A 22,359-nucleotide genomic window follows, 5' to 3' on the forward strand; every position below is an offset into this window, starting at 1 on the left:
TCGAAGGAATCAGCATCAGCGGCGTCGGCCACCAACTCCCCATGACCGGCCAACTCGCCTACGCCATCACCTTCCTCGGCCTCGACGGAACCTCCACCAACCCCACCCCCACACCGACCCCCACGCCGACCGTCACCCCCACCGTCACTCCCACGCCGACCCCCACTCCGACCGGTGGCGGCAACGGGGCGATCAGGGGAGTGGGTTCCGGCCGGTGCCTGGACGTGCCGAACGCGAGCACCACTGATGGCACCCAGGTCCAGCTGTGGGACTGCAACGGGCAGACCAACCAGAAGTGGAGTTCCACCTCGGCGAGCGAGATCAGGGTCTACGGCAACAAGTGCCTGGACGCCGGCGGCAGCGGCAACGGCGCCAAGATCCAGATCTACTCCTGCCACGGCGGCACCAACCAGCAGTGGCGGGTCAACGCCGACGGGAGCATCACCGGCGTGCAGTCGGGGTTGTGCGTGGACGCCGTCGGCGCCGCCACCGGCAACGGCACCAAGATCCAGCTCTACTCCTGTAATGGCGGCGGCAACCAGAAATGGACCTGGGCGAGCTGATCGCCGAGTTCCATGACCGGCTCGGCTCCCGGAGCCGAGCCGGTACCCCGGCCGAGCCGGGTGGAGGGCGTGGGCGTGTCAGGGCCGGCTGATCACGGACGGCGTGGCGCGCCGCGCCTCGAAGGCGAAGGGGATCGCGGCCGCGCCGCACACCACGGCCGACAGCAGCAGCGCGCACGCCGGTCCGGTCGCCGGGCCGAGTCCCATGAGGGCGCCCATGGCCGCCACGCCGAGCGTGGCGCCGGCCTGGCGGACCGCGTTGAGCATCCCTCCGGCGGCGCCGGCGCCGCCCTGGGGCGCGGCGGCGACCACGGCCGTGACGACGGCGGGCAGGACGAACGAGACGCCGAACCCGCTGAGCAGCAGCCCCAGGGCCAGCACGCCGTACGCGGCGCCGGCCGCGACGGCCCATCCCAGGACGGCCCCGCCTGCGGTGAGCAGCGCCAGTCCGGCGACGATGGGCGGGCGCGGGCCGAAGCGTGCCACGACGCGGCCGGTCACCGGCGGGTTGAGCACGAACGGCAGCGTCAGCGGCAGGAAGGCCAGGCCGCCGGCGGTCGCGCCGAGGTGGCGGTCGCCCTGGAGCAGCAGCGGCAGCACGAACAGGCCGCCGTTGAGGGCGAAGCCGACCGCAGCGCCCGCCGCCAGCCCGGCCCGCACGCCCCCGGCGCGCAGCAGCGCCGGGTCGAGCACGGGAGCCGGGCCGCGTCGCCCGAGGACCGCCGCCCCGGCCGCGAGCGGCACCACGGCGAGCCCGGACGCGGCGGCGTGCGCCCACGAACGCGAGCCCGCGGCGACCAGCGCGTCGGTCAGCAGTGCCAGCGCCCCGCCCGCCGCGAGCTGCGCCGGCCAGTCGATCCGCCGGTCACCGCGCGGGTGGTCGGCCCACCGTCCGGCGACCAGGACGAGCACGAGCGCGGCGATCGGCACGTTGATCAGGAAGGTGGCCCGCCATCCGGCGAGATCGACCAGCGCGCCGCCGGCGACCGGGCCGGCCGCCACCGCGGCGCCGCTGATGGCCGCCCACGTCGCCACCGCCCGCGCGCGTTCGGCCGCGGCGGGATAGAGCCGCGCGATCAGCGCCATGGAGGCGGGCACGCAGGCCGCCGCGGCGACGCCGAGCAACGCGCGCGAGGCGACCAGCCACCCGAGCGCCGGAGCCAGGGCCGCCGCCAGCGAGCCCAGGCCGAACACCGCAACCCCCGCGCGGAAGGCGCGGCCCGCGCCGTACCGGTCGGCGACCGCTCCCGCCGACAGCAGGCAGGCGCCGAAGACCACCGTGTAGCCCGTGGTCACCCACTGCAGGCCCGCGATCGGAACGCGCAGCGAGGACGCCAGATCAGGCTCGGCGACCGACAGCACCGTCATGTCCAGCAACACCATGAAATATCCGAGCGAGATGCCCAGAAGCGCCGGCCACCGCCGACCGTCACGCGCCGCCCCGCGCGGCCACCCGCTCAGTGGCGGCGCGGCCGGTGAGCGGCCCTCAACCGGGCGGTCGTCCGTCACACGGTCCTGCGTCACACGGTCGTCCGCCGGATGACCGTCGTGACGGCCGCCCGCCGGATGGCCGTGCGCGGGATGGCGGCCCGTGGCGCGCGGCATGCCCGGCGAGGCGGAGGAGGAAGGGGAAGAAGAAACGCTCATGCGGCAACTGTCCGCGCCGGCACCTTCGGCCTCCACCGCGTGGGCCGAACGCTCCGTTCGGAATTTCCGAACGCCGTCCCCAGGTTGGGACACGCATGGAACTGCGCCAGTTGAGCATCTTCGAGGCGGTGGTGCGGCACCGGACGGTGACCGAGGCCGCCGTCGCGCTGGGGATGGCGCCCTCCAGCGTCTCGGCGCAGATCCGCGCTTTGGAGGGGTCGCTGGGCGTGGCGTTGTTCGAGCGCACCGCCAAGGGGATGCGTCTCACCGAGCCGGGTGAACGCCTGGTGACCTGGGCGGGCCGGCTGCTGGAGCAGGCCGGGCGGGCGCGCCGAGAGGTGAGCGGCGAGGCGGCCCCGTTGCGCATGGGGGCGCTGGAGACCATCGCCGCCGTCCACGGGCCCCGCGTGCTGGCCAGGCTGGCTCGCCGCCGTCCCGGCCTGCGCGTCGAGGTCCGGCCGAGCGTGAGCCGCGATGAGTTGCTGGCCGAGGTGGCCGCCGGGCGGCTGGAGGCGGCGCTGCTGCTGGACATCGGCGCCGCTCTCGGAGACCTCGGTTTCCGCCCGCCGCGGGCGCCGCTGACCTTCGTGGACGTCGGCGCGGTCCCGCTCGTCCTGGTGGCCGCCCCCGGCCACCGGCTGGCGGGACGTCCCGTCCTGGCCGCCGGGGAGCTGTCCGGTGAGCGGCTGCTGGTCAACGCGGAGGGCTGCTCGTTCCGGATGGCCGCCGACCGGCTCATCGGCCCGGACACCGAACGGGTGCGGGCGGGCGGGGTGGCGGTGATGCGCGCCTGGGCCGAGCAGGGGCTGGGCGTCGCGCTGCTGCCCGAGTTCGCCGTGCCGGAGGCGTTGTGCGCCGGGACGCTGGCCCGGCTCGCCCTCCCGGTTCCCGGCCTGAGCCTGCGGCTGGTCTGGCGGGACGACAGAGAGGACGTTCCCGGGCTGCGCGAACTGCTCTACGCGGCGGCGTCCTGAGCGAGCGAACCGGCGAACGGCCCGGTGTCAGCGGCTTCACCGATCAGAAATCCTCCGCCACGCCGTCAGTTCTGTCAGCCCTCGCACCGGTGGAAGGATTGACGACCATGACCGACCCCAGACCGCTGGGCGCCGACGAGGCCACGTTCCTCGCGGCGGTCCGCTCAGGCGACACGGCGCGGTTCGCACTCATCACGGAACGCCACCGGCGTGAGCTGCAGGTGCACTGCTACCGGATGCTCGCGAACTACGAGGACGCCCAGGACATGACGCAGGAGACGTTCCTGCGAGCGTGGAACAAGCGGGAGTCGTTCAAGGGCCACGCGACCCTGCGGACCTGGCTGTACCGGATCGCGACGAACGCCTGCCTCGACTTCCTGGACAAGCGCAACGACCGCACACCCGTGCCGTCCGAGCTGCCGGACCCCGGCTCCGAGGTGCTTTACCTGCAGCCCTACCCCGACCGGATGCTCCCCGAGGACCCGCAGGAATCCGTGGTGGCGCGGGAAACGATCGAGCTGGCGTTCATCGTCGCCGTCCAGCACCTGCCGCCGCGGCAGCGGGCGGCGTTCATCCTGCGCGACGTCCTCGGCTGGCCGGCGTCGAAAGCCGCCGACGCCCTCGAACTGACCGTCGCGTCGGTGACCAGCGCACTGCAGCGGGCCCGTGTGACGATGCGCGAGCAGCTGCCCGACCGCCGCCTCGACTGGCGGAGCCCCGCCACTCACGAGCTGTCGAATGACGAGCGTGGCGTGGTGAAGTCGTATATCGACGCTCACGAGCGCAACGACCTCGACGGGCTGATGTCCCTGCTGCGCGACGACCTGCGCTTCGCGATGCTGCCCGAGCCGGGCACCTCGGTCATCACGGCCAAGGACGCGGTGGACGGCTGGGTCTCCGGTGGGCTCTTCCAGCGCGGCCACGACGACTGGCGCTGTATCACCACGACGGTCAACCGCATGCCTGCCGCCGTGCTGTACCTCCGCACTCCCGGTGACCCGGACTACCGGCTGTTCACCATGGCTGTCCTGCGCATCGTCGACGGGAAGATCGCCGAGCTCACCGGATTCGACGCCACCGACAAACCATGGCTGGGCCTGCCCCCGACACTGTGATCAGAGGAGTCCCCATCGTCGGCGAGTCCGGCGCACGGGCCGCCGTCACCGAAGTCGCCGCGGAATGAGCACCCCGATCAGCTGAACACCAACGCGACACCGCGAACACCACCGCCCCGCCGGCGTTGCCGGCGGGGCATCTTCATCGCCGAGCATCTGGCCCGTGCTCATCGCCTCGTCTCGTATCGGGTCAGTACCACGCCGCCGGGGAACGTCCGCGTCTCCACCAGGTTCAGGTTCACCCAGCTGTCCAGGGCCGTGAAGAACGGCGTGCCGCCGCCCAGCAAGACCGGTGCGGTGACCAGCACGTACTCGTCGATCAGCCCGGCCCGCATGGCCGCTGCGGCAAGTGTGGCGCTGCTGATGTCCATGGGGCCGCCGTCTTCGGCCTTGAGCCGGGTGATCTCGGTGACCGCGTCGCCGGTGACCAGGCGGGTGTTCCAGTCGACCTTGTCGATCGTCGATGAGAACACCACCTTCGGCATGTCCCGCCAGCGGCGGGCGAACTCGATCTCCGCCGGGGTGGCGCCGGGCTGCTGGTCGGCGGTCGGCCAGTGGGAACTCATCGTCTCCCACAGTTTGCGCCCGTACAGCGCCAGGCCGGTCGCCCCCACCCGGTCGGACCACCACTGGAACTGCTCGTCGCTCGGTACGCTCCAGCCGAGGTCGTCGCCGGGCGCGGCGATGTAGCCGTCCACGCTCAGGTTCATGCCGAAGATCAGTTTCCGCATCGTGCCAGCCTCTCGTGAGTCGATCTCACACGTACAGACGGGCACGGCGCGGAAACCTCATCGGTGCGCGATCTGCCTCCGCAGGTAGCCGGCCCGGCCGGCGGCCGTGCTGCGGTCCCTGCGGAACCCGACCGAAGCCGAGGACGACCGCGGCCGCCGTGCGGGATCTGGATTCACCGACCACGCAGAGCGGGTCGGGTGTCGGTCACAGATGAGGGCCCAGGAGCAGCCGGGCGGCTCGGTCGCCCATCCGCAGGTGCGCCGCCGGGTCGGGGTGCACTCCGTCGGGCAGCGACCTGGCCTCCTCCGGTCCGAGGAGCTCGCGCCCGTCGAGGTAGTGCAGCGCCGGGTCGGCGCGGACGTCGACGACCTTGGCGAGCAGCGTGCGGACACCGGTCAGGGTCAGCGCTCCGGCGCCCGGGGACCCCAGAGCGTGTTGGCGTCCGGTTTCCGGGTCGGGTGCGGTGGGTCCGGCCATGGTCTCCAGTTCGGCGAAGGGGGTCGGTGAGACGAGCACGACCGGAGTGTCCGGGTGGCCTTCGCGGATCGTGTCCAGGAACCCGTGCACGGCGGGGACGAAGGTGCGCTCTCGCATCGACGCCGCCCCGACGATGTTGATCCCGACCTTGAGGGTGATCAGGTCGGCCGGGGTATCCCGGATGGCGCGGGCGACCTCCGGGTCGAGTACGGCGTTGCCGCCGAATCCGAGGTTGGTCAGCGCGGCACCGGTCGTCAGGGCGGCGATGACCGGCCAGGTCAGGGTGGGGGCGGGCGCCTCCAGGCCGTGGCTGATCGACGAGCCGTAGTGCACCCATGCAACGCCGGTCGGCGGGGTCGGTGCGAGCAGCGGCGCGTCGGCGCCGAGCGTGCGCAGCTCGACCGTCGCGCTGTGCGGCAACCAGATCTCCACTTCCTTGTCTCCTGGGGGCAGATCGTCGAAGCGCACGGTTTCGGGGGATCCCGGGGTGAGCCGGACGTCGGCGAAGTCGGCGGCGAGGCTCAGCACGTCTCCGGCCGTGGTCGGCACACGGGCGAGCACGGTGCCGTCGACGGCGAGGTCGAACGATGCCGGCAGCGGACCCGCACCCATGTCCGGCACGGTGACGTGCACGCCAAGGGCCAGCGACCGCGCTGCCGTGCGCAGGCGCAGGCGAACCCCGGCCGCATGCGAGACGATCAGGTCCATCCAGCCGTCGTGCAGGCGCGGCCGGGTCCAGGCCGGGAGCCGTCGGGGGCGGACCCCGTCCGGGGTGCGTTCCAGATCGAGCGCGCCGAGGATCGCGACCCGGTCGTCGGGCAGGCAGATGTGGTGGGTCATGCGGTGTGCTCCATATCGTGGTCGGAAGTGATCGCCGATGGGGTGTCAGGCGTCTTGGGGGACGGTGTCGTCGATGGGGGTGGCCGCCCGGTCGCCGGCGGCGCGCCGGGTGCGGACGAACCCCCAGCCGACCAGGGCCGCCGCGACGAGGGTGAGGGTGAGGCCCGCCGTGGTGACGGCCTGGTGGAACTCGCCGGTCTGCCGCGGGCTCCAGGGGGACGCGGCGATGTCGCCGGTGAACACGATCGCCAGGATGGTGCCGGTGACGGCGATGCCGATGCCGGAGGTGATCTGGGAGGCGGTGTCGACGAGCGCGGCGCCGATGGTGGTCCGGTCGCCGGGCAGGCCGCGGACCACGTTGAGCCCGGCCACGACGCCGACCACGCGCATCCCGGCCGACACCAGGACGAGCGCCGTCGCGATCCACAGGTAGCCGAACCGGCCGAGCAGGCCGTAGACGGCCAGGCCGGACACGACCGCCGCGGCGCTGGTCCAGGCGGCCCGGTCCAGGCCGACGCGCTCCACGAACGGGTTCACGAACGGGCTGCCCGCGAGGAGGACGACGACCTGCGGCAGCATCCCGACAGCGGCCAGCGCGGGCGTCCAGCCCCAGTCGAGCTGTAGTTGCAGCGTCACCATGTAGCCGAGTCCCGCGGTCGCCACCCCGGCGGCGGCCTTGTAGGCCAGGCCACTGGAGACCAGGGGGAGGGCGAGGAGCTTCAGGTCGAGCAGCGGATGGCGGGTCGAGCGCTCGCGCAGGACGAAGCAGATCGCCGCCGCCGTGGTCGCGGCGGTGGCCGCCCAAGGCACCCAGGAGCCGGCGCCCTGCTCCACGAACAGCGTCGGCGCGAGGAGCGCGAGCACGATCGTCGCCGTGCCCAGCAGCATCCCGGGGACGTCGAGGGGGTCGCGGTGGAGGCCGCCCGGGTCGTCGCCGGCGAGGCCGTGCCGAACGCAGAAGAGCGCCAGTACGGCGATCGGCACGTTCACCAGCAGCAGGACCTGCCACGGTGCGATCGCCAGCACCAGGCCGCCCGCCGTCGGGCCGATCGCGAGCCCGACCAGGCCGACGGTCGAGATGAGGGTCAGCGCGCGCACGCGCAGGCCGTCCTCGTCGAACAGCCGGAACGCCAGCGCCATCGAGTCCGGGGTCGTCATCGCCGCGGCGACCCCCATCGTCGCCCGCACGGCGATCAGTTGCCCGGCGGTGGTGACCACGGCGGTCGCCAGGCTCGCCACGCCGAGCAGGACCAGGCCGACCAGCATGATCCGCCGCCGGCCGAACCGATCGGCGATCGCGCCGAACGCGAGCATCAACCCGCCGAACACGACCGCATAGGCGCCAGTCACCCACTGCAACGCGGTCGTCGAGGCGTCCAGGTCACGTCCGATCACCGGCAGCGCGACGTTCAGGATCGAGTTGTCCAGCATCTCGAAGAGGAACACCGCCGACAGTCCCGCCAACGCGATCCACGCCTCCCGCAGCGACCGGGGCGCGGTCGTCTCATGCATGGAGGACTCCGTTCACGTCGTGATCGGTACGGGCGCGGTCCGGCCGCTCGCGCGGCCGGCTGAGCCCCGCACCGGCGACAATGAGGGTTGTTCGTGCGAAGAGCATGTCACTAGGTTAATCGACTAAGTTAAGTCACACAAGCAAGTGGGGGGTCGGGATGCCCAGGACGGGAGCACGAGGCGGACCGCAGACGCGCGCGAAGATCTCGGCGGTCGCTACCCGGCTGTTCGTGGAACGTGGATTCGACACGGTCACGGTCACCGAGGTCGCGCGGGAGGCCGGGGTCTCGGCGGTGACGGTCTTCAAGCACTTCCCGCAGAAGGAGGACCTCATGCTGGACCGCGAGGTCGACGCCGTCGAGCTCCTGCGCTCAGCAGTACGCGACCGCGCCCCGGACACCGAGGTACTCCGATCCCTGCGCGACATGGCGTTCGGGTTTCTCGACGAACGGCACTCCCTGTCCGGCCTCAAGGACGGGTCCGCTCCCTACTTCCGGACCGTCGCGGCTTCGCCCGCGCTCATCTCCCGCGCCAGGGAGATCGCCTCCGCCCTCCAGCAGACCCTCGCCGACGAGCTCGAACACGACCCGGCCTTCGACGGCGACGCCGCGCTGCTCGCCGCCTTCTTCGTCGCGGGCTACACCGTCGTGCTGGTGGAGACCGCTCGGCGCCTGATCGCCGGAGAAGCGGCCGACACCGTCGCAGACGAGCACCGCGCCCGCCTGGAGCGCCTGTTCGAAGCCCTCACCAGCGGAGTCGTGCCCCAGCCTTGAGGCTCGCCGCCGCGCGCGGCGGGGGGCTTGTGCGGCAACCGAACGGCCGACGGCGTCAGCGGGCCGGGGCGAGCGGATTCACCGCCGTGCCGAGATCAGGTACTCGCACCCGAGCCGGAACGGCAGGGCCGGCGAGCCGGGTTCCATCGCCCTGGCGAGCAGGAACCCGTCCCGTTTCTTGAGCTCCAGCGTGGTCGGCGGCCGCCACCCCGGATGCTTCGCCACCGGCCGCGAATGCCCGGTCCGCGTCTTCGCCCGCCGCCCGTACGAGCGCAGCCGGGCCGGGTCGACGCCGGGCTGCTCGGCCGGCCTGGCCACCGCCAGCGGGGGACCCCTACGCGGCGGCGGCCTGAGCGGCGGTCAGCGGCCCGCCGTCCGGGCGTGCTCGTACGCCTTGCCGAGCGCCGACAAGAACAGCTCGGCCGGCTGTGCCCCGGAAACGGCGTAGGCGCGGTTGAGCACGAAGAACGGCACGCCGGTGACGCCGAGCTCGCGGGCCTCGCGGATGTCGGCCTCGACGTCGTCCAGGTGGGCGGTGCCGGTGACGACGGCGCGGGTCTCGTTCTCGGGCAGACCGGCCTCGACGCCCAGCCGGACGAGGGTCTCGGGCTCGTCGAGGATCTGACCCTCGATGAGCTGGGCGCGCAGCATGCGCTCGTGGACCTGGCCGCCCAGCCCGTGCTTGCCGGCCAGGTGCGTGACCCGGTGGGCGTCGATGGTGTTGACCATGATGGAGCGTTCGAGCTCGTAGGCCAGGCCCTCCTCGGCGGCCAGCGCGGTGACCTGCGCCTGCATCGCCCGCACCTGGGCGGCCGTGCCGCCGGTCTTCTCGGCCAGCATCTCGGGCACGGGCTTTCGCACCCCGCTGGGGAAGGTCGGGTCGAGCTGGAAGCTGCGCCAGACCACCTCGACCTCCTCGGCGTGGGGGAACCGCTCCAGGGCGCGCTCCAGGCGCCTCTTGCCGATGTAGCACCAGGGGCAGACGACGTCCGACCAGACCTCGACACGCACCGTCTTCGGCTCGCTCGCCGTGCCCGCCCCGTTCACCGGCACGTCCCGTCCGTGCACACGGCCGCGGAGTCGTCGCCGAGAACGATCAGCCCCGGGACGGCGGCCGGGACGCCGGGAGCGGCGATGACCGGCGCGGACGCCGCCTCGCGGTCGCCGCTGGAGGAAGGCGCCGGCTCGGAGGCCGCGACGGGCGCGACGGGCGCGGCGGGCGCAGTGGGCACGGTCGGCGCAATGGGCAGCGTGGGCACAGGTGGCCCTTTCTGTTCGGCGCCGCGGTCGGCGCTGGTGGTGCTCGGACGGAGGTCGCCGGTCGGTTCGCAACCGTATCCGGCAGGATGATGTGTCAACCAAATGGGGGGCGTGAGAGGTCAGGCGGCGGGGTCGGGGGTGATCGGGAAGTTGTGCCGGAACACGTTGCCGGGGTCGTAGGCGGCCTTCACCCGCCGCAGCCGCCGCAGGGTGGCCGGTGGGAACGCCTTGGCCAGCAGGTCCTCGTCGCCGTGCGACTCGAAGCTCAGGTAGATCGCCTCGACGCCCAGCCGCTCCCACCACTGCTCGGCCTGCGCGCCCCCGGCCTTCTGGAACACCCCGGTGAGGGAGAAGTTCTGCGTGCGGTGGGCGTACGCGGTCGCCTCCGGCGGGGTGTCGTTGACCGCGCCGCCGACCGAGCGGACCTGCACCATGCCGGTGCCGCGCCCGCCGAACAGGCCGGCCAGCACGGCGCAGGTGGGGCCGTCGAGGTGCTCGACCAGGGCCGATCGCATGCGCGTGCCCGACTGGCCGTGGTGCTGGTTGTGGTGCGGCGCGACGATCGCGGCGTAGGGGGTGAGCTGCGCCTGCTGCTGCAGCACGGGGCCGAGGCCGAGGAAGGGCTCGATGGCCGAGACGGCGGCGTCGGTGTCGTCGCCGGCCCAGACGAGCAGGCTCTGGGCGACGATCGGCTCTCCCCGGCCGGTGGGGAACACCGAAAGGAACGCCGTGAGCGCGCGCGGGCTGTCCTCGACCAGCCGTCCGAAGCCTTCCAGGAACCCCGCGGTGTCGGAGGCGTCGTGCACCAGGGCGGCGAAGACGACCTCGCCCACCTCGGCGGCCTCGATGTCCAGGGAGGTGACCACGCCCATGTTGCCGCCCGCGCCGCGAAGCGCCCAGAACAGGTCGGGATGGTGCTCGGCGTCGGCCCGCACGACGCGGCCGTCGGCCAGGACCACCTCGGCGCCGACCACGTGGTCGATGGTCAGCCCGTAGGAGCGTCCCAGGAAGCCCTGCCCGCCGGCGGTCGCCAGGCCGCCGACGCCGACGTCGCCGTAGTCGCCCGAGCTGATCGCCAGCCCGTGCGGCTGGAGGACCTGCGCCACCTCGCCCCAGCGTGCTCCCGCGCCCACGCGCACCAGCCGGCGCGCGCGGTCGAGCACCTCCACGCCGTTCATCGCGCCGATGTCCACCACGATGCCGCCGTCGTTGGTGGAGCGCCCGCTGATGCCGTGGCCGCCGCTGCGCACCGACAGCGGCGCCCGCTGCCGCTGGGCGAACTCCAGGGCCTCTGCGACCTGTCCCGCCGTGGCGGGGCGCAGCACCAGGCCGGGGGAGCCCGGCCAGACGTAGCTGGAGCGCACGCGCCAGTAGTCGCGGTCGCCTGGTTCGACGGCGGAGTCCGACAGGGAGGCGGGCAGGGTGTCGTAGTCGATGCCCGGGCTGCGCAGCGCCCGCGCGCGTGCGGGTCGCGACGGTCCGCTGGAGGGCGGCGTGGACGAGCGCTCGGCGGCGACGGCCTCCCGCAGCGCGGGGGCCACCTCCTGGGCGAAGGTCTGGATGGTCTGCGGGTCGTCGGAGGCGAGGATGAACGTGCTGACGCCCTCCTGCAGCGCCAGCGGCAGCAACCGCTCCACCCACACGGCGGGCGGGCCCTGCAGCAGGCCGCCGCCCTCGGCGCCGAAGCCGCCCTCCATGAGGTTGAGCAGGCGGCGCACCTCGCGCGGGTCGCGTCCCGCCTCCTCGGCCGCCTCATCGATGATCTTGTTGCCGCCGGCGACGTCCTGAGGGGTGAGATACCCGAGGCTGGGCAGCCAGCCGTCGGCCTTGGCGCCGACCAGGCGCAGCATCCGCGGCTTGTAGGCCCCGAGCCAGATCGGCACCTCGTGCGCCGGCGCGGGCCCGCGCTTGGCCCCGCGGACGGTGTAGTGGGCGCCCTCGACGCGCAGCACGCGGCGCTCGCCGGCGTCCCACACTCCCCGGATCACCTCGATGGCCTCGCCGAGGGCGTCCACGGCCTGGCCGGGGGACAGCCGCCGGCCGCCCATGGCCTCGATCGCGTCCCAGAAGCCGCCGGCGCCCAGGCCCAGCTCGACGCGCCCGCCGGACAGCAGGTCGAGGCTGGCCACCGACTTGGCGAGGACGGCCGGCAGGCGCAGCGGCAGGTTCATCACGTCGCCCGACAGGTGGACGCGCTCGGTGCGGGCGGCCACCCAGCTCAGCAGCGTCCAGGTGTCCAGGTGGGCGGGCTGGTAGGGGTGATCCTGGAAGGTGACCAGGTCCAGTCCGGCCCGTTCGCTCAGCTGGGCGAGGGCGACGGCGGCCTCGGGGCGGCCGCTCTGCGGCGTGATGAACGACCCGAACCGTAGATCGTGGCCATAGTCGGGCATGGGGGCCTCCGCCGGAAAACTGGTAGATATGTCAACCGTACCTCGGTGATGGATGACGTATCAACCTCGGCGTCGTAGGCTGGGGCGCATGACCGTGCAGCAGCAGCCGCCGGCGACCGCCCGGCTCTCGGAGCTGGACGCGTGGCGCGGCTACACCGCCGTCCACGCCCAGCTCGCCGCGCACATGGCGCGTGAGCTGACCCGCGCCACCGGGCTGTCGGAGGCCGACCACCAGGTCCTGGACGCGCTGCTGGACGCCCCGTCGGCCCGCATGCGCGCCCTGGAGCTGCGCTGGACGCTGCAGTGGGAGAAGAGCCGCCTGTCCCACCAGGTCGCCCGCATGCGCTCACGGGGTCTGCTCGAACGCGACGCCTGCACCGAGGACGCCCGCGGCTGGGACATCAGCCTCACCGCGGCGGGACGGCAGGCCGCGACGCGCGCGCGGGAGGTGCGGGAGGAGTCGGTGCGCCGCCTCGTCGTGGAGACGCTCGGCGCCGAGCGCCTGGCCCACTTCGCCGAGGCCGCCACCCTGCTCGCCGCCCGGCTCCAGCAGGCGGCCGAGCAGGACCCCGACTGCCGCGCCGCCCGCGCCGCTCTCCACCCGGAGCACCCCGAGCGCTCGGAGTGAACCGGAGTACTCCGAGCACCCGAGGGCTCCGGCGAGAGGCGCGGCTACGTGGAGCTCCTGACCGGGTGAACAGGCCTATGCTGACGCGGAGGGTGACAGGGAGCCGACCCCGACATCGGCGCACTGGTCATCCTGTTCGAGCGTCCCTCCGGCGATCGCGATCGCACCGACGACGACATCGCCGCGCCGGATCAGCCGAGCGGCCCTGCCGGCCACGATGGGTGTTCCCGCCACGTCAACTATCTGCGCGAACACCGCCGGGTAGGCCTGCTGCAGGCCCATCAGGTCACTGTCGTCGCGACGAAACAGCGCAACGCCGGATGCCTTCGCCGGGGCGATACGGGCCGACATCGGAGACGCGCCGTCCATGCGATCGAGAACCTGCAGGTGCCCGCCGCCGTCGACGATCGCGACCGTAATCGTCGCGCCGATCGCGGCAGCGTGCTCGCGCACGCGGTCGCTGACGGCCCGAGCCTCGTCCAGAGTGAGCGACATCATTCCTACCTTCAATCTCTTGGTTCCACCAATCTTGGGCGAACCAAGAGTATATCCGGGTTCGTTGGATGGACCAAGGGATTGGCTTAAACTGCGTGCGTGGAGATGAACGAAGCGCCGGCCCGTCTGCGCCGCAAACCGAGCTGGCTGATCAACAGGGCTTCCGCGCGGGCGCATCGACTCATCAAAGAAACGATGGCCGCTGCCGGTGGGCACGCCTATCACTTCGCGATCCTCGCCGCGCTGGAGGAGTTCGGCCCGGACAGCCAGGTGCAGATCGGCCAACGATGCGGAATCGACCAGAGTGACATGCACACGATGCTCAATGAGCTGGTAGAACAAGGCCACGTCGCGCGCGCCCCAGACCCCGCCGACCGGCGCCGCAACCTGGTCACCCTGACCGCCGCCGGGCGACGACGGCTCGAAGACCTGGATGCGACCCTCACGGGAGTTCAACACGACATCTTGGACGCCCTGTCGGCCACCGAGCGTGACACGCTCACCGGCCTGCTCACCCGTATCCTCGGCTAGCCTTCGCCTCCACTCGGGAGATCGGCAGATCAATTCGCCCCGTTCGGCTCGTTCGAGAACCCCTGGACGCCGAGGGCCTGGAGAAGGTCGACCCGGCGAGCCCCCGACCAGCAGCTCGCCGACATCCGCCGCATCTACGGGCCGGAGAAGGAAGCCCTCGGCGTGCCGGCCATCGAGATCGAGCTGGTGACCAGCCCGGCGACCTGACCTGCCCCGATGCGCTCCGGCGCCTGCCAGGTGTCAAAGGTCGTCGTCCTCGGCGGCGGCCGGTCATCGGTCGCAGCGCCGGCGCCGCCACCGTGGTCGCGGCCGTGACACGACCATGACGCGGAGCGCACGAGGCGGGGACACGGCCGGTCGACAGTGAATGAGGTCGGCGGGCGAACCGCCGATGAGCCACCGAGCGTGCGGCGAAGCCCGGGGCCGTCCGCGCCGGGTCGATGGTGTGCGGGCCCGGGTGGCCCCGGCGACTTCGGCCTCGCCCTCATCAAGCAGGCGAGATGAGCCGGCCCGGGCTGCTGTGACCGTCCGCGCACGCTGGAGGCTCCGGCGAAGGTGATCAGAAAAGGGAGAAGGCGTTGGTGAATGACGCAGGATGGGACCGGCGTTCGGTGTTGCGGGGCGCCGCCGCGCTGGCCGGTGCGGCCGCGACGGCGCCGCTGCTGGGCGGGGCGGCCACGGCGCCGGCCGGCGGCGCTGACGCCGACGCGCTGTTCAGGGCGGGGAGGTTCGAGCAGGCCGGCCGGGCCTACGAGGAGATCCTGAGAACAGACCCCACGAATCTGCACGCGGCCCGACGGCGCGGTCATGTGGGGCTACTGGCCAACAGGTTCCCCGACGCCGAGAAATACCTCACGATGGCCCTCAGCCTGGCGCCCGACGACAAGGACGCCAACTACTTCCTGGCCGACTGCTACATCAGGCAGGACAAACTCTCCCAGTCCGCACCACACTGGCGCGCGGCCGGCGAGGAAGCCTACGCGACGTGGTTCGCGGCGGTCAGCGGCGAGGCGTATCAGGTCCACGGCGACATCGCGCGGCTGCCATGGCAGCAGGTGGACCCGATGCCGCTGGTGGAGGCCTCGGTCAACGGCGGGCCGCCGAAGCGGTTCACCTTCTACACCGGCGCCCCGCATCTGGGTATGCGCGCGTCGGTGGCCAAGGAGGCCGGGCTGCGCCCGGTCGCCAGTCAGAAGATCGAGTACGAGAACAACGTCATATGGGCGTACTACGGGGTGCTGGACTCCTTCACGCTGGGCGGCATCGAACTGCGCAACGTGCCGGTGGGCTGGTCGTCGACGGAGTCGGGCGAAGACGTCGACACCGACAACGACGGCCTGATCGGCACGTGGGTCTTCTACCACCTGCTGACCACCTTCGACTACGCGGGCCGGTCGCTGATCCTGCGCCGCAGAACCCCCGAAACGGCCAGGAAGGCACGCGCCGCCGCTTTCCAGGCGGGCGCGGCGCCCCTGCCGCTGTGGCTGGCCCGTGAGCAATATCTGCACAGCACGGGCACCATCAGCGGCGTCGCCGGCTCCCGCACAGGGGTGGTGGGCGTGAACTTCGGCGGAGGGGGCGAGATGTCCGCGGTCGTGTTCGGGGACACGGCCGAGCGGCTGGGGATCCGCAGCGACCACGACCGCCCGCTCGGGACCTTCGCCCACAGCCACCCGGCCGTCACCTACCCCTGCTACCCGAAGGAGATCCGCCTCGGCGGGGCCGCCGCCAAGGAGATCTACTGCGAGAACCACCCAGGGGCCGAGGTCGCCCCCCTCGGGTTCGACGTGCCGGCCGCCTTCTTCCACTGCTTCTACAAGCCCTGCAACGTCACTGTCGACTTCACCGACATGAAGCTCTACATCGCCCGCGGCAAGGCCACCTGATCGCCGCGACGGCACGAGCGCTCTGAGAGCCGGATCATTCTCCAAGCGGCGAGGCCGTTCCCCGGGTCCCCGATCCGGGATCCGCGAGCCCGAGCGTCCCGGCCGGAGATGGGACTTTCGTCAGGGGTGGTCGTGGCCGATCCTCCGATCTTTGCGCGGCCGCCGGTCCCTAGGTTCTCCACCATGCGAAGCGAGCTCATCGGCCTGGTGGCGGCGGCCGGCCTGGCCTCGGCCGCGGCCGTCGTCACGCCCCCCGCGGCCGCGGCCGTCGTCACGGCCCCCGCCCCGTCCCCCGCCCCGTCCACCGCTCCATCGACCGGGCCATCCCCGGCGGCCATCGACGCCTACCTGCGCAGGGCCATGAAGTCCACCGGGTTGCCGGGGATGTCGGTCGTCGTGACCCACCGGGACAGGGTCGTGCTCGCCCGGGGGTACGGGCACGACGCGGACGGCGAACCGGTCACCGAGACGACCCCGATGCGCGTCGCCTCGGTCAGCAAGTCGTTCACGGCCATGGCCGTCATGACGCTGGTCGACGACGGCAGGCTCTCGCTGGACGAACCGGTCGCCGACCGGCTGCGGGAGTTCCGGATGGCCGACCCGCGCGCCGGCCGGATCACCGTGCGGCAACTGCTGAACCAGACCTCCGGACTGTCCGACACCACCGTCGACATCGGCGCGACGCAGGCGGCCACGTCGCTCGCCGGATACGTGTCCGCGCTGGGCACCGGCACGCTGGCCGCCGCCCCCGGCACGCACTGGGAGTACTGCAACGTCAACTACGACCTGGCCGCCCGGCTGGTCGAGGTCGTCGGCGGGCAGGGCTTCTGCGACTACATGCGGCGGCACGTCTTCGGCCCGCTCGGCATGACCGGCAGCGCCGTCGGAGCCCGGTCCGTCGCAGACCGGGTCATCAAGCCGGCCGAGGGGTTCGACTCGGTGTACGGCGCCTGGGTGGCGCGCCCTGAACCGTCCGGCTTCCGCGGCGGCGGGAGCGGTGGCGTCGTCACCGACGCGGCCGACATGGGCAGGTGGCTGATCGGCCAGAACGGCCATGGCAGGCCACCGGTGACACCGCAGAGCCTGCGGACCATGCACGCGCCGTCCGAGGTGCGTGACTACGGCATGGGCTGGGGCCAGGAGACCGTGGGCGGCGCCAGGTTGCTCGTCCACTCGGGCAATCTGTTCACCTACACCGCCGTGCAGGCCATCGCCCCGGACACCGGCTACGGGTTCGCGGTCATGACCAACAGCGCCGCCCTCTACGACGACACCTACGACGTGCTCACCGGCCTGGTCGCGATGAGCGAGGGCGGGACCCCCGAGGTGCCCGGCGGCGGCCGGCATACCTACGAGCTGGCCCTCGGCCTGATCGCGGTGGCGGCGGCGGGCCTGGGCGTGCTGGGCGTACTGCGGTCCCGGCGCTGGGCGGGCAGGCGTGCGGGGAGTGCCGGCCTGTGGACCGGGGCGCGGCTGCTGCCCGCGCTGCTTCCGGCGGCGCTGTTCGCCGCCTATCCGGAGCTGATCTCCCTGCTGATGAACGGCCGGACGGTCACCTGGGCGCAGCTCACCTACTTCGCCGCGCCGTTGACGATCACCTTCGCGGTCGCGGCCGCGGCGGGGGCCGTCACCACCGTGGTTCGGCTGGCCAGGCTGCGATCGGTAGTGTCGCACAAGTGAGAAACGGCGCGATCCTGGCGGTCATCGCGGGGGCCGCCCTGCTCAACGGGCTGTACCTGGACGCCATCCCGCTGTGGCGGCAGCTCTTCTTCTTGGTCCCGGTCGTGGCCGCCTACCTGCACGGACGCCACCTGACCCTGCGGCGGGGCTGGCCGGTCCACGCCCTCGTCGCCCTACCCGGGGTCGTCTGCACGGTGCTGGACTTCCCCGTCGGCGTCGGCGGCCTGATGGCACTGGGACTGTTCGCGGTGCTGCCGTGGCTGACGGGCCGCTTCCAGCGGCAGCAGGCCGACCTGGTGCGGGCGGGCCGGGAGCGGGTCGCCCAGCTCCGGCGGGAACAGGAGTTCACCGCCGAACGGGTCGCCCTGCGCGAACGAGCCCGCATCGCCGCCGACATCCACGACTCGCTCGGCCACGAGCTGGCGCTGATCGCGCTGCGCGCCGGCGCCCTGGAACTGGACGCGGACATGAGCGAACGCAACCGTGAGGCGGCCGCCCGGCTGCGGGCCTGCGCGGTCACCGCCACCGACCGGCTCCGCCACACCGTCGGAGTGCTGCGCGAGACCGGCGGTGCCCCGGCCGGGACGCCGGAGGAGTCCGTCGAGGTGCTGGTGGACCGCGCCCGCGGCGCCGGGATGAGGGTCGCCCTCCTGCGCACCGGCGGGCGGGCGCTCCTGCCGCCGCTGGTGGACAGGGCCGCGCACGGGGTGGTGCGGGAGTCGCTGACCAACGCCGCCCGCCACGCCCCCGGAGCCGAGGTGACCGTCCGCGTCGATCACGCCTGCGACGCGGTCACCGTCACCGTGTCCAACTCCGCCGCCCGCACCCCGCCGGCGCCGGCGAGCGGCGGGAGCGGGATAGCGGGCCTGCGCGAGCGGGTGCGGCTGCTCGGCGGCACGCTGCGGGCCGGTCCCCGCGACGGCGGCTTCACTGTGACGGCGCGGTTGCCGTGCGACCGGGAAGGGGCCTCCCGCGACGGGGAGGACGACCTCCCGGCCGTCCCAGGACAGCAGGGAGATCGAGAAACCCGGGGAGCCCGGGGAGAAGGCGGGGGAGGCCGATGATCCGGGTGATGCTGGCCGACGACGAGGCCATGATCCGGGCGGGGGTGAGGTCGATCCTGGTCACCGACGCGGGCATCGAGGTGGTCGCCGAGGCCGCCGACGGGCGCGAGGCGGTGGAGCTGACGCGCGCGCACCGGCCGGACATCGCGATGCTGGACATCCGGATGCCGCGCCTCGACGGCCTGTCCGCGGCGGCCGAACTGCGCGTCGCCATGCCCGAGGTCGCGGTCGTCATGCTGACCACGTTCGACGAGGACGACTACGTCGCCAGGGCGCTCGAGGAGGGGGTCCGGGGCTTCCTGCTGAAAGCCTCCGACCCCCGCGAGCTGATCATGGGGGTGCGGGCGGTCGCCGGCGGCGCGGCGTACCTGTCGCCGAGGATCGCGCGGAAGGTCATCGCGCAGCTGGGCGGCGGCAGGCTCTCCAGGGCGGGAACGGCACGCAGGCGCGTGGAGTCGCTGACGGCGCGGGAGCGCGAGGTGCTGGCACTCGTCGGCCGCGGCATGTCCAACCAGGACATCGGCCGTGAACTGTTCCTCTCGGAGGGCACCGTCAAATCCCACGTCAGCGCCATCCTGCTGCGGCTCGGCCTGAACAACCGCGTCCAGGCGGCGATCGTCGCCTACGAGGCGGGCCTGGTGATCGGGGACGCCTGACGCGCCGCCGGCGGCACCGCGTCAGGCGCACGCGTGCGATTGCTCGCGGCGCTTCTCGTGGCCGCCCGCGGAGGCGTTCAGGGAGCGGCACTGAAAGTTCCACGGGCGGCGGCGTGCCCGTCCCAAGGCGTCCCAGGTCAGCTCGTCCGCGTCGGCGGCGAAAGGGCAGTTGAGCTGGACAACGCCCACCGGGCTGTAATGCTCCGCAGGAAAGCCGGTTGGTGATCCACTCAACGGAGGATCGATGCGCAAGATGCGAGCCTTGGCGGTCGCGGGAGCCCTGGTCGGCGGGCTGGTGGTCGCCGGGAGCACCACGCCCGCGCACGCCGACACACTACGAAACGTCTACTACTCATCCTCCGACTGCTACCGGTACGGAGACTACGGCGTCCAGAACGGGCTGTGGACCTGGTACCACTGCGACTACCAGTACAACTTCTGGTTCCTCTACAGCGTCCCGTAAACGCACGACCTCGGTTCTGCGCCGCAGTCGCCATGAGCAGGAGCCGGCGCTAGGCGCGCGGGGCCGCGGCGGGCGTGGTGCCCGGGGTGTGGTGGCGCTGGTAGTGGCGGGCGGCCCGCGCGCGGTTGCCGCAGGAGGGTTTGCACCACTCCTGGCGGCCGTGGCCCTTGACGAAATAGAGCACGCAGCGGGGCGCGGTGCAGGCCCGCAGCCGCTCGCGCGCCGGTCCGGACAGCAGGTCGATGGCGGCGCGGGCCAGGGCCGCCAGGAGCCGGACGCGCGGGTCGGTCTCGGCCGACAGCGGCCGCGACCCCGGCGGCCCGGCGGCCGGCCAGTGCAACTGGGGGGCGATGGGCTCGCGGGCGGCGACGGCGTTGAGGTGGGCCAGAGCCTGGTCGCCGGGGAGCAGGCGCCCCGCGTCCGCCGGGCTCGCCGGGCCGGGGCTGACCGCACGGGCGAACAGGGCGCGGACCGCCCGCCGCAGCTCGACGACCTCGCCCCTGAGGTCCTCGTCGGCGATCGCCTGCGCGGCGCCGGTGATGGAGGAGGGCAGTTCTTCCCGTTCGCGGATCCACCGGGCCAGCCCGGCGAGGGTGGCCAGCTCGTCGGTGACGCCGCCGTTGCCGTGGTGGCGGATGGTGTTGACCAGCTCCACCGCCGTCAAGCGCTCCACAGGTGCTCTCCTTCACGCGTCAGGGCCGCCGTCCCCCGGGCCCGTCCGCCCAGATTACGTCCACGGCGGTGAACTCCGGGGCTGAGGAGGTTTCGTGAGATTTTTTCGGCATACTGTCGGATCCCTGGGGAGTCGTTCGTAGAGCGGGTGCGAGGCGGCCAGAGGAGACCGCCGGGACAAGGGAGTGATGAGATGGCTCGGTACTTGATCTCGTTCAATGACGGCGCGATGGACCACATCCCCGACGAGGATTGGCCCGACGTGGGCAAGGCCGCGCACGCGGTGATCCAGGAGGCCGTGGACGCCGGCGTGTGGGTGTTCGGCGCCGGCCTGGAAAGGCAGAGGGCGAGCGTCGTGGCCACGGACGGGATGGTCACCGACGGTCCTTACCCGGAGACCAAGGAGGTCATCGGCGGGTTCTCGGTCGTCGAGGTGGCCACGCGCGAGGAGGCGCTGGCGTGGGCCGCCAAGACCGCCGCCGCCTGCCGCTGTGCGCAGGAGGTGCGGGAGCTCATGCCCGACCCGGAGACGGACGCGATGCTCCGCCGGGCCGACCGGCGATGATGACCTTCCGGCGACGTCTGACCGGGCAGGACCTGCCACGCTGAGGCAAGACCTGCGTGGCGGCGGTCGCCGGTCCGAGGGGTGCGCGGCGATGGCGGCGGGCCCCTGAGGTCAGGGGCCCGCCGGTGCCAGGCGGTCGGCGCGGCCGTCCAGGTAGCGCTGCTCGGGCAGGCTCGTGGTGCGCCGGGCCGCGGCGCGGTAGCAGGCGCGGGCGTCCTCCACCTGGCCGGCCATCTCCAGCAGGTGGGCGCGCACCGCGTCCACCCGGTGGTGGCCCTGCAGCCGCTCGTCCCCGTCCAGCGTCGCGAGCAGCGCGAGCCCCTCCGCCGCCCCCTTCACCATCGCCAGCGCCACCACGTGGTTGAGGGTGACCACCGGGCTGGGCGCCATGCGCTCCAGCAGCTCGTACAGGGCCAGGATCTGCGCCCAGTCGGTGCCTGCCGCGGTCGGCGCCTCGGCGTGGACGGCCGCGATGGCCGCCTGGAGCTGGTAGGGGCCGAGGGGCGCGCCCGACAGCGCCGCGGTGATCAGCCGCACGCCCTCGCCGATCTGCTCGCGGTTCCACCTGCCGCGGTCCTGCTCGGCCAGCGGGATCAGCCCGCCGGCGGCGTCGGTACGGGCGGGGCGGCGCGCGTCGGTGAGCAGCATGAGCGCCAGCAGCCCGGCCACCTCGCCGTCGCCGGGCAGCAGCCGGTGCACCGCACGGGTGAGCCTGATCGCCTCGCCGGTCAGCTCGGCGCGGTGCAACTGGTCGCCGGAGGTGCTCGTGTACCCCTCGTTGAAGATCAGGTAGAGCACGTGGAGGACCACGCGCAGCCGCTCGGCCCGCTCGGGTTCCGGCGGCGGGCCGAAGGGGATGCCGGTGGTCTTGATGCGCTGCTTGGCCCGGCTGATGCGCTGCGCCATGGTGGCCTCGGGCACCAGGAAGGCCCGGGCGATCTGCGCCGTGGTCAGGCCGCCGACCGCGCGCAGGGTGAGCGCGAGCTGCGAGGGCGGCGACAGCGCGGGGTGACAGCACATGAACAGCAGCGTGAGGGTGTCGTCCTGGTCGGGCGGGGCGTCCTCGCCTGGGCCGGGCGCCGCCTCGCCGCCGGGCTCCATGGTCGCGACCGTGACCTCGCGGACCCGGCGGGCCTGGTCGCTGCGCCACTGGTCGGTCAGCCGGCGGCCCGCGACGGTGATCAGCCACGCCTTGGGCGCGTCCGGGACGCCCTGCTCGGGCCACTGCAGGGCGGCGGCGAGCAGCGCCTCCTGCACGGCGTCCTCGGCGGCGTCGAAGTGCCCGTGGCGCCGGATGAGGGCGCCGAGGACCTTCGGCGCCAGCTCGCGCAGCAGGTCCTCGAAGTGGGTGTCGGTGCTCACGTCGGCGTCCCCCGCGTGCTCGGTCCGCTGTGGCGCCCCCGGTCGCCGGAGCGCCGGGCGGCCCGAACGAGCAT

23 protein-coding genes are annotated in these 22,359 nt (G+C 72.9%); 12 read left to right on the forward strand and 11 right to left on the reverse strand.

Annotated features, from left to right (window positions below; all coding sequences use genetic code 11):
- Window positions 1–563: RICIN domain-containing protein (locus ACFQSB_RS21195; protein ID WP_380828582.1), on the forward strand; the 563-nt coding region annotated here is incomplete at its 5' end.
- Between the two features lie 78 nt (window positions 564–641).
- Here ACFQSB_RS21195 and ACFQSB_RS21200 read toward each other — a convergent pair.
- Window positions 642–2,087, reverse strand: coding sequence for an MFS transporter (locus ACFQSB_RS21200; RefSeq protein WP_380828763.1), 1,446 nt, complete (start codon window positions 2,085–2,087; stop codon window positions 642–644).
- Window positions 2,088–2,305: 218 nt separating this feature from the next.
- Between ACFQSB_RS21200 and ACFQSB_RS21205 the strand changes: the two genes are divergently transcribed.
- Together ACFQSB_RS21205 and ACFQSB_RS21210 are read left to right on the forward strand one after the other, a co-directional pair.
- Window positions 2,306–3,184 carry a LysR family transcriptional regulator gene (locus ACFQSB_RS21205; RefSeq protein ID WP_380828583.1) on the forward strand — a complete coding sequence of 293 codons (879 nt, stop codon included), beginning with the start codon at window positions 2,306–2,308 and terminating at the stop codon, window positions 3,182–3,184.
- A gap of 107 nt (window positions 3,185–3,291) precedes the next feature.
- On the forward strand, window positions 3,292–4,299 hold the full coding sequence (locus ACFQSB_RS21210) for an RNA polymerase subunit sigma-70 (RefSeq protein ID WP_380828585.1): 1,008 nt from the start codon (window positions 3,292–3,294) through the stop codon (window positions 4,297–4,299).
- 167 nt (window positions 4,300–4,466) lie between these two features.
- On the opposite strand, the gene ACFQSB_RS21215 is transcribed toward ACFQSB_RS21210, so the two are convergent.
- The 3 genes from ACFQSB_RS21215 to ACFQSB_RS21225 form a co-directional block, all read right to left on the reverse strand.
- The gene (locus tag ACFQSB_RS21215) at window positions 4,467–5,030 is read right to left on the reverse strand and encodes a dihydrofolate reductase family protein (RefSeq protein WP_380828586.1); all 564 of its coding nucleotides are present in this window, start codon (window positions 5,028–5,030) and stop codon (window positions 4,467–4,469) included.
- 205 nt (window positions 5,031–5,235) lie between these two features.
- On the reverse strand, window positions 5,236–6,348 hold the full coding sequence (locus ACFQSB_RS21220; RefSeq protein ID WP_380828587.1) for an SGNH/GDSL hydrolase family protein: 1,113 nt from the start codon (window positions 6,346–6,348) through the stop codon (window positions 5,236–5,238).
- Between the two features lie 45 nt (window positions 6,349–6,393).
- The gene (locus ACFQSB_RS21225) at window positions 6,394–7,860 is read right to left on the reverse strand and encodes an MFS transporter (protein WP_380828589.1); all 1,467 of its coding nucleotides are present in this window, start codon (window positions 7,858–7,860) and stop codon (window positions 6,394–6,396) included.
- A gap of 158 nt (window positions 7,861–8,018) precedes the next feature.
- Between ACFQSB_RS21225 and ACFQSB_RS21230 the strand changes: the two genes are divergently transcribed.
- Window positions 8,019–8,633: a TetR/AcrR family transcriptional regulator gene (locus tag ACFQSB_RS21230; protein WP_380828590.1), complete on the forward strand. Its 615-nt coding sequence runs from the start codon at window positions 8,019–8,021 to the stop codon at window positions 8,631–8,633.
- 78 nt (window positions 8,634–8,711) lie between these two features.
- Here the strand turns inward: ACFQSB_RS21230 and ACFQSB_RS21235 are convergent, their stop codons facing one another.
- The 4 genes from ACFQSB_RS21235 to ACFQSB_RS21250 all read right to left on the reverse strand — a co-directional run bounded on the left by ACFQSB_RS21235 (window position 8,712) and on the right by ACFQSB_RS21250 (window position 12,283).
- Window positions 8,712–8,951, reverse strand: coding sequence for a DUF4158 domain-containing protein (locus ACFQSB_RS21235; RefSeq protein WP_380828592.1), 240 nt, complete (start codon window positions 8,949–8,951; stop codon window positions 8,712–8,714).
- A 42-nt stretch (window positions 8,952–8,993) separates the two neighbouring features.
- Window positions 8,994–9,644: a DsbA family oxidoreductase gene (locus ACFQSB_RS21240; protein WP_380828764.1), complete on the reverse strand. Its 651-nt coding sequence runs from the start codon at window positions 9,642–9,644 to the stop codon at window positions 8,994–8,996.
- A 32-nt stretch (window positions 9,645–9,676) separates the two neighbouring features.
- On the reverse strand, window positions 9,677–9,865 hold the full coding sequence (locus tag ACFQSB_RS21245) for a hypothetical protein (RefSeq protein WP_380828594.1): 189 nt from the start codon (window positions 9,863–9,865) through the stop codon (window positions 9,677–9,679).
- Window positions 9,866–10,012: 147 nt separating this feature from the next.
- Entirely contained in the window at window positions 10,013–12,283 is a 2,271-nt protein-coding gene (locus ACFQSB_RS21250; protein ID WP_380828596.1) for an LLM class flavin-dependent oxidoreductase, read from the reverse strand.
- 88 nt (window positions 12,284–12,371) lie between these two features.
- Between ACFQSB_RS21250 and ACFQSB_RS21255 the strand changes: the two genes are divergently transcribed.
- A complete protein-coding gene (locus ACFQSB_RS21255) occupies window positions 12,372–12,911 on the forward strand; it encodes a MarR family winged helix-turn-helix transcriptional regulator (RefSeq protein ID WP_380828597.1) in 540 nt (179 codons plus the stop codon).
- A 75-nt stretch (window positions 12,912–12,986) separates the two neighbouring features.
- Here the strand turns inward: ACFQSB_RS21255 and ACFQSB_RS21260 are convergent, their stop codons facing one another.
- A complete protein-coding gene (locus ACFQSB_RS21260) occupies window positions 12,987–13,406 on the reverse strand; it encodes a GlcG/HbpS family heme-binding protein (protein ID WP_380828598.1) in 420 nt (139 codons plus the stop codon).
- A gap of 105 nt (window positions 13,407–13,511) precedes the next feature.
- On the opposite strand from ACFQSB_RS21260, the gene ACFQSB_RS21265 reads away from it, so the two are divergent.
- From ACFQSB_RS21265 to ACFQSB_RS21290, 6 genes are all read left to right on the forward strand, one after another.
- On the forward strand, window positions 13,512–13,937 hold the full coding sequence (locus ACFQSB_RS21265; RefSeq protein ID WP_380828765.1) for a MarR family winged helix-turn-helix transcriptional regulator: 426 nt from the start codon (window positions 13,512–13,514) through the stop codon (window positions 13,935–13,937).
- Between the two features lie 581 nt (window positions 13,938–14,518).
- Window positions 14,519–15,823, forward strand: a complete 1,305-nt coding sequence (locus tag ACFQSB_RS21270) for an aspartyl protease family protein (RefSeq protein ID WP_380828599.1) — start codon at window positions 14,519–14,521, stop codon at window positions 15,821–15,823.
- Between the two features lie 183 nt (window positions 15,824–16,006).
- Entirely contained in the window at window positions 16,007–17,503 is a 1,497-nt protein-coding gene (locus tag ACFQSB_RS21275; RefSeq protein ID WP_380828600.1) for a serine hydrolase domain-containing protein, read from the forward strand.
- Complete coding sequence (locus tag ACFQSB_RS21280; protein WP_380828601.1) at window positions 17,500–18,567, forward strand: sensor histidine kinase; 1,068 nt, start codon at window positions 17,500–17,502, stop codon at window positions 18,565–18,567. Before ACFQSB_RS21275 ends, ACFQSB_RS21280 begins: the two co-directional genes overlap by 4 nt.
- A complete protein-coding gene (locus ACFQSB_RS21285; RefSeq protein ID WP_380828602.1) occupies window positions 18,564–19,223 on the forward strand; it encodes a response regulator in 660 nt (219 codons plus the stop codon). Before ACFQSB_RS21280 ends, ACFQSB_RS21285 begins: the two co-directional genes overlap by 4 nt.
- Before the next feature lie 244 nt (window positions 19,224–19,467).
- Window positions 19,468–19,686, forward strand: a complete 219-nt coding sequence (locus ACFQSB_RS21290; RefSeq protein ID WP_380828603.1) for a hypothetical protein — start codon at window positions 19,468–19,470, stop codon at window positions 19,684–19,686.
- 49 nt (window positions 19,687–19,735) lie between these two features.
- Here the strand turns inward: ACFQSB_RS21290 and ACFQSB_RS21295 are convergent, their stop codons facing one another.
- Window positions 19,736–20,359: a CGNR zinc finger domain-containing protein gene (locus ACFQSB_RS21295; protein WP_380828604.1), complete on the reverse strand. Its 624-nt coding sequence runs from the start codon at window positions 20,357–20,359 to the stop codon at window positions 19,736–19,738.
- A gap of 192 nt (window positions 20,360–20,551) precedes the next feature.
- Here ACFQSB_RS21295 and ACFQSB_RS21300 point away from each other — a divergent pair, with 192 nt between their 5' ends.
- Window positions 20,552–20,923, forward strand: coding sequence for a YciI family protein (locus ACFQSB_RS21300; protein ID WP_380828605.1), 372 nt, complete (start codon window positions 20,552–20,554; stop codon window positions 20,921–20,923).
- A gap of 111 nt (window positions 20,924–21,034) precedes the next feature.
- Here ACFQSB_RS21300 and ACFQSB_RS21305 read toward each other — a convergent pair whose 3' ends face one another.
- Window positions 21,035–22,285, reverse strand: coding sequence for an RNA polymerase sigma factor (locus tag ACFQSB_RS21305; protein ID WP_354849519.1), 1,251 nt, complete (start codon window positions 22,283–22,285; stop codon window positions 21,035–21,037).
- Between the last annotated feature and the right edge of the window lie 74 nt (window positions 22,286–22,359).

Source organism: Sphaerisporangium rhizosphaerae (genome assembly GCF_042665155.1).
Taxonomy (GTDB): Bacteria; Actinomycetota; Actinomycetes; order Streptosporangiales; family Streptosporangiaceae; genus Sphaerisporangium; species Sphaerisporangium rhizosphaerae.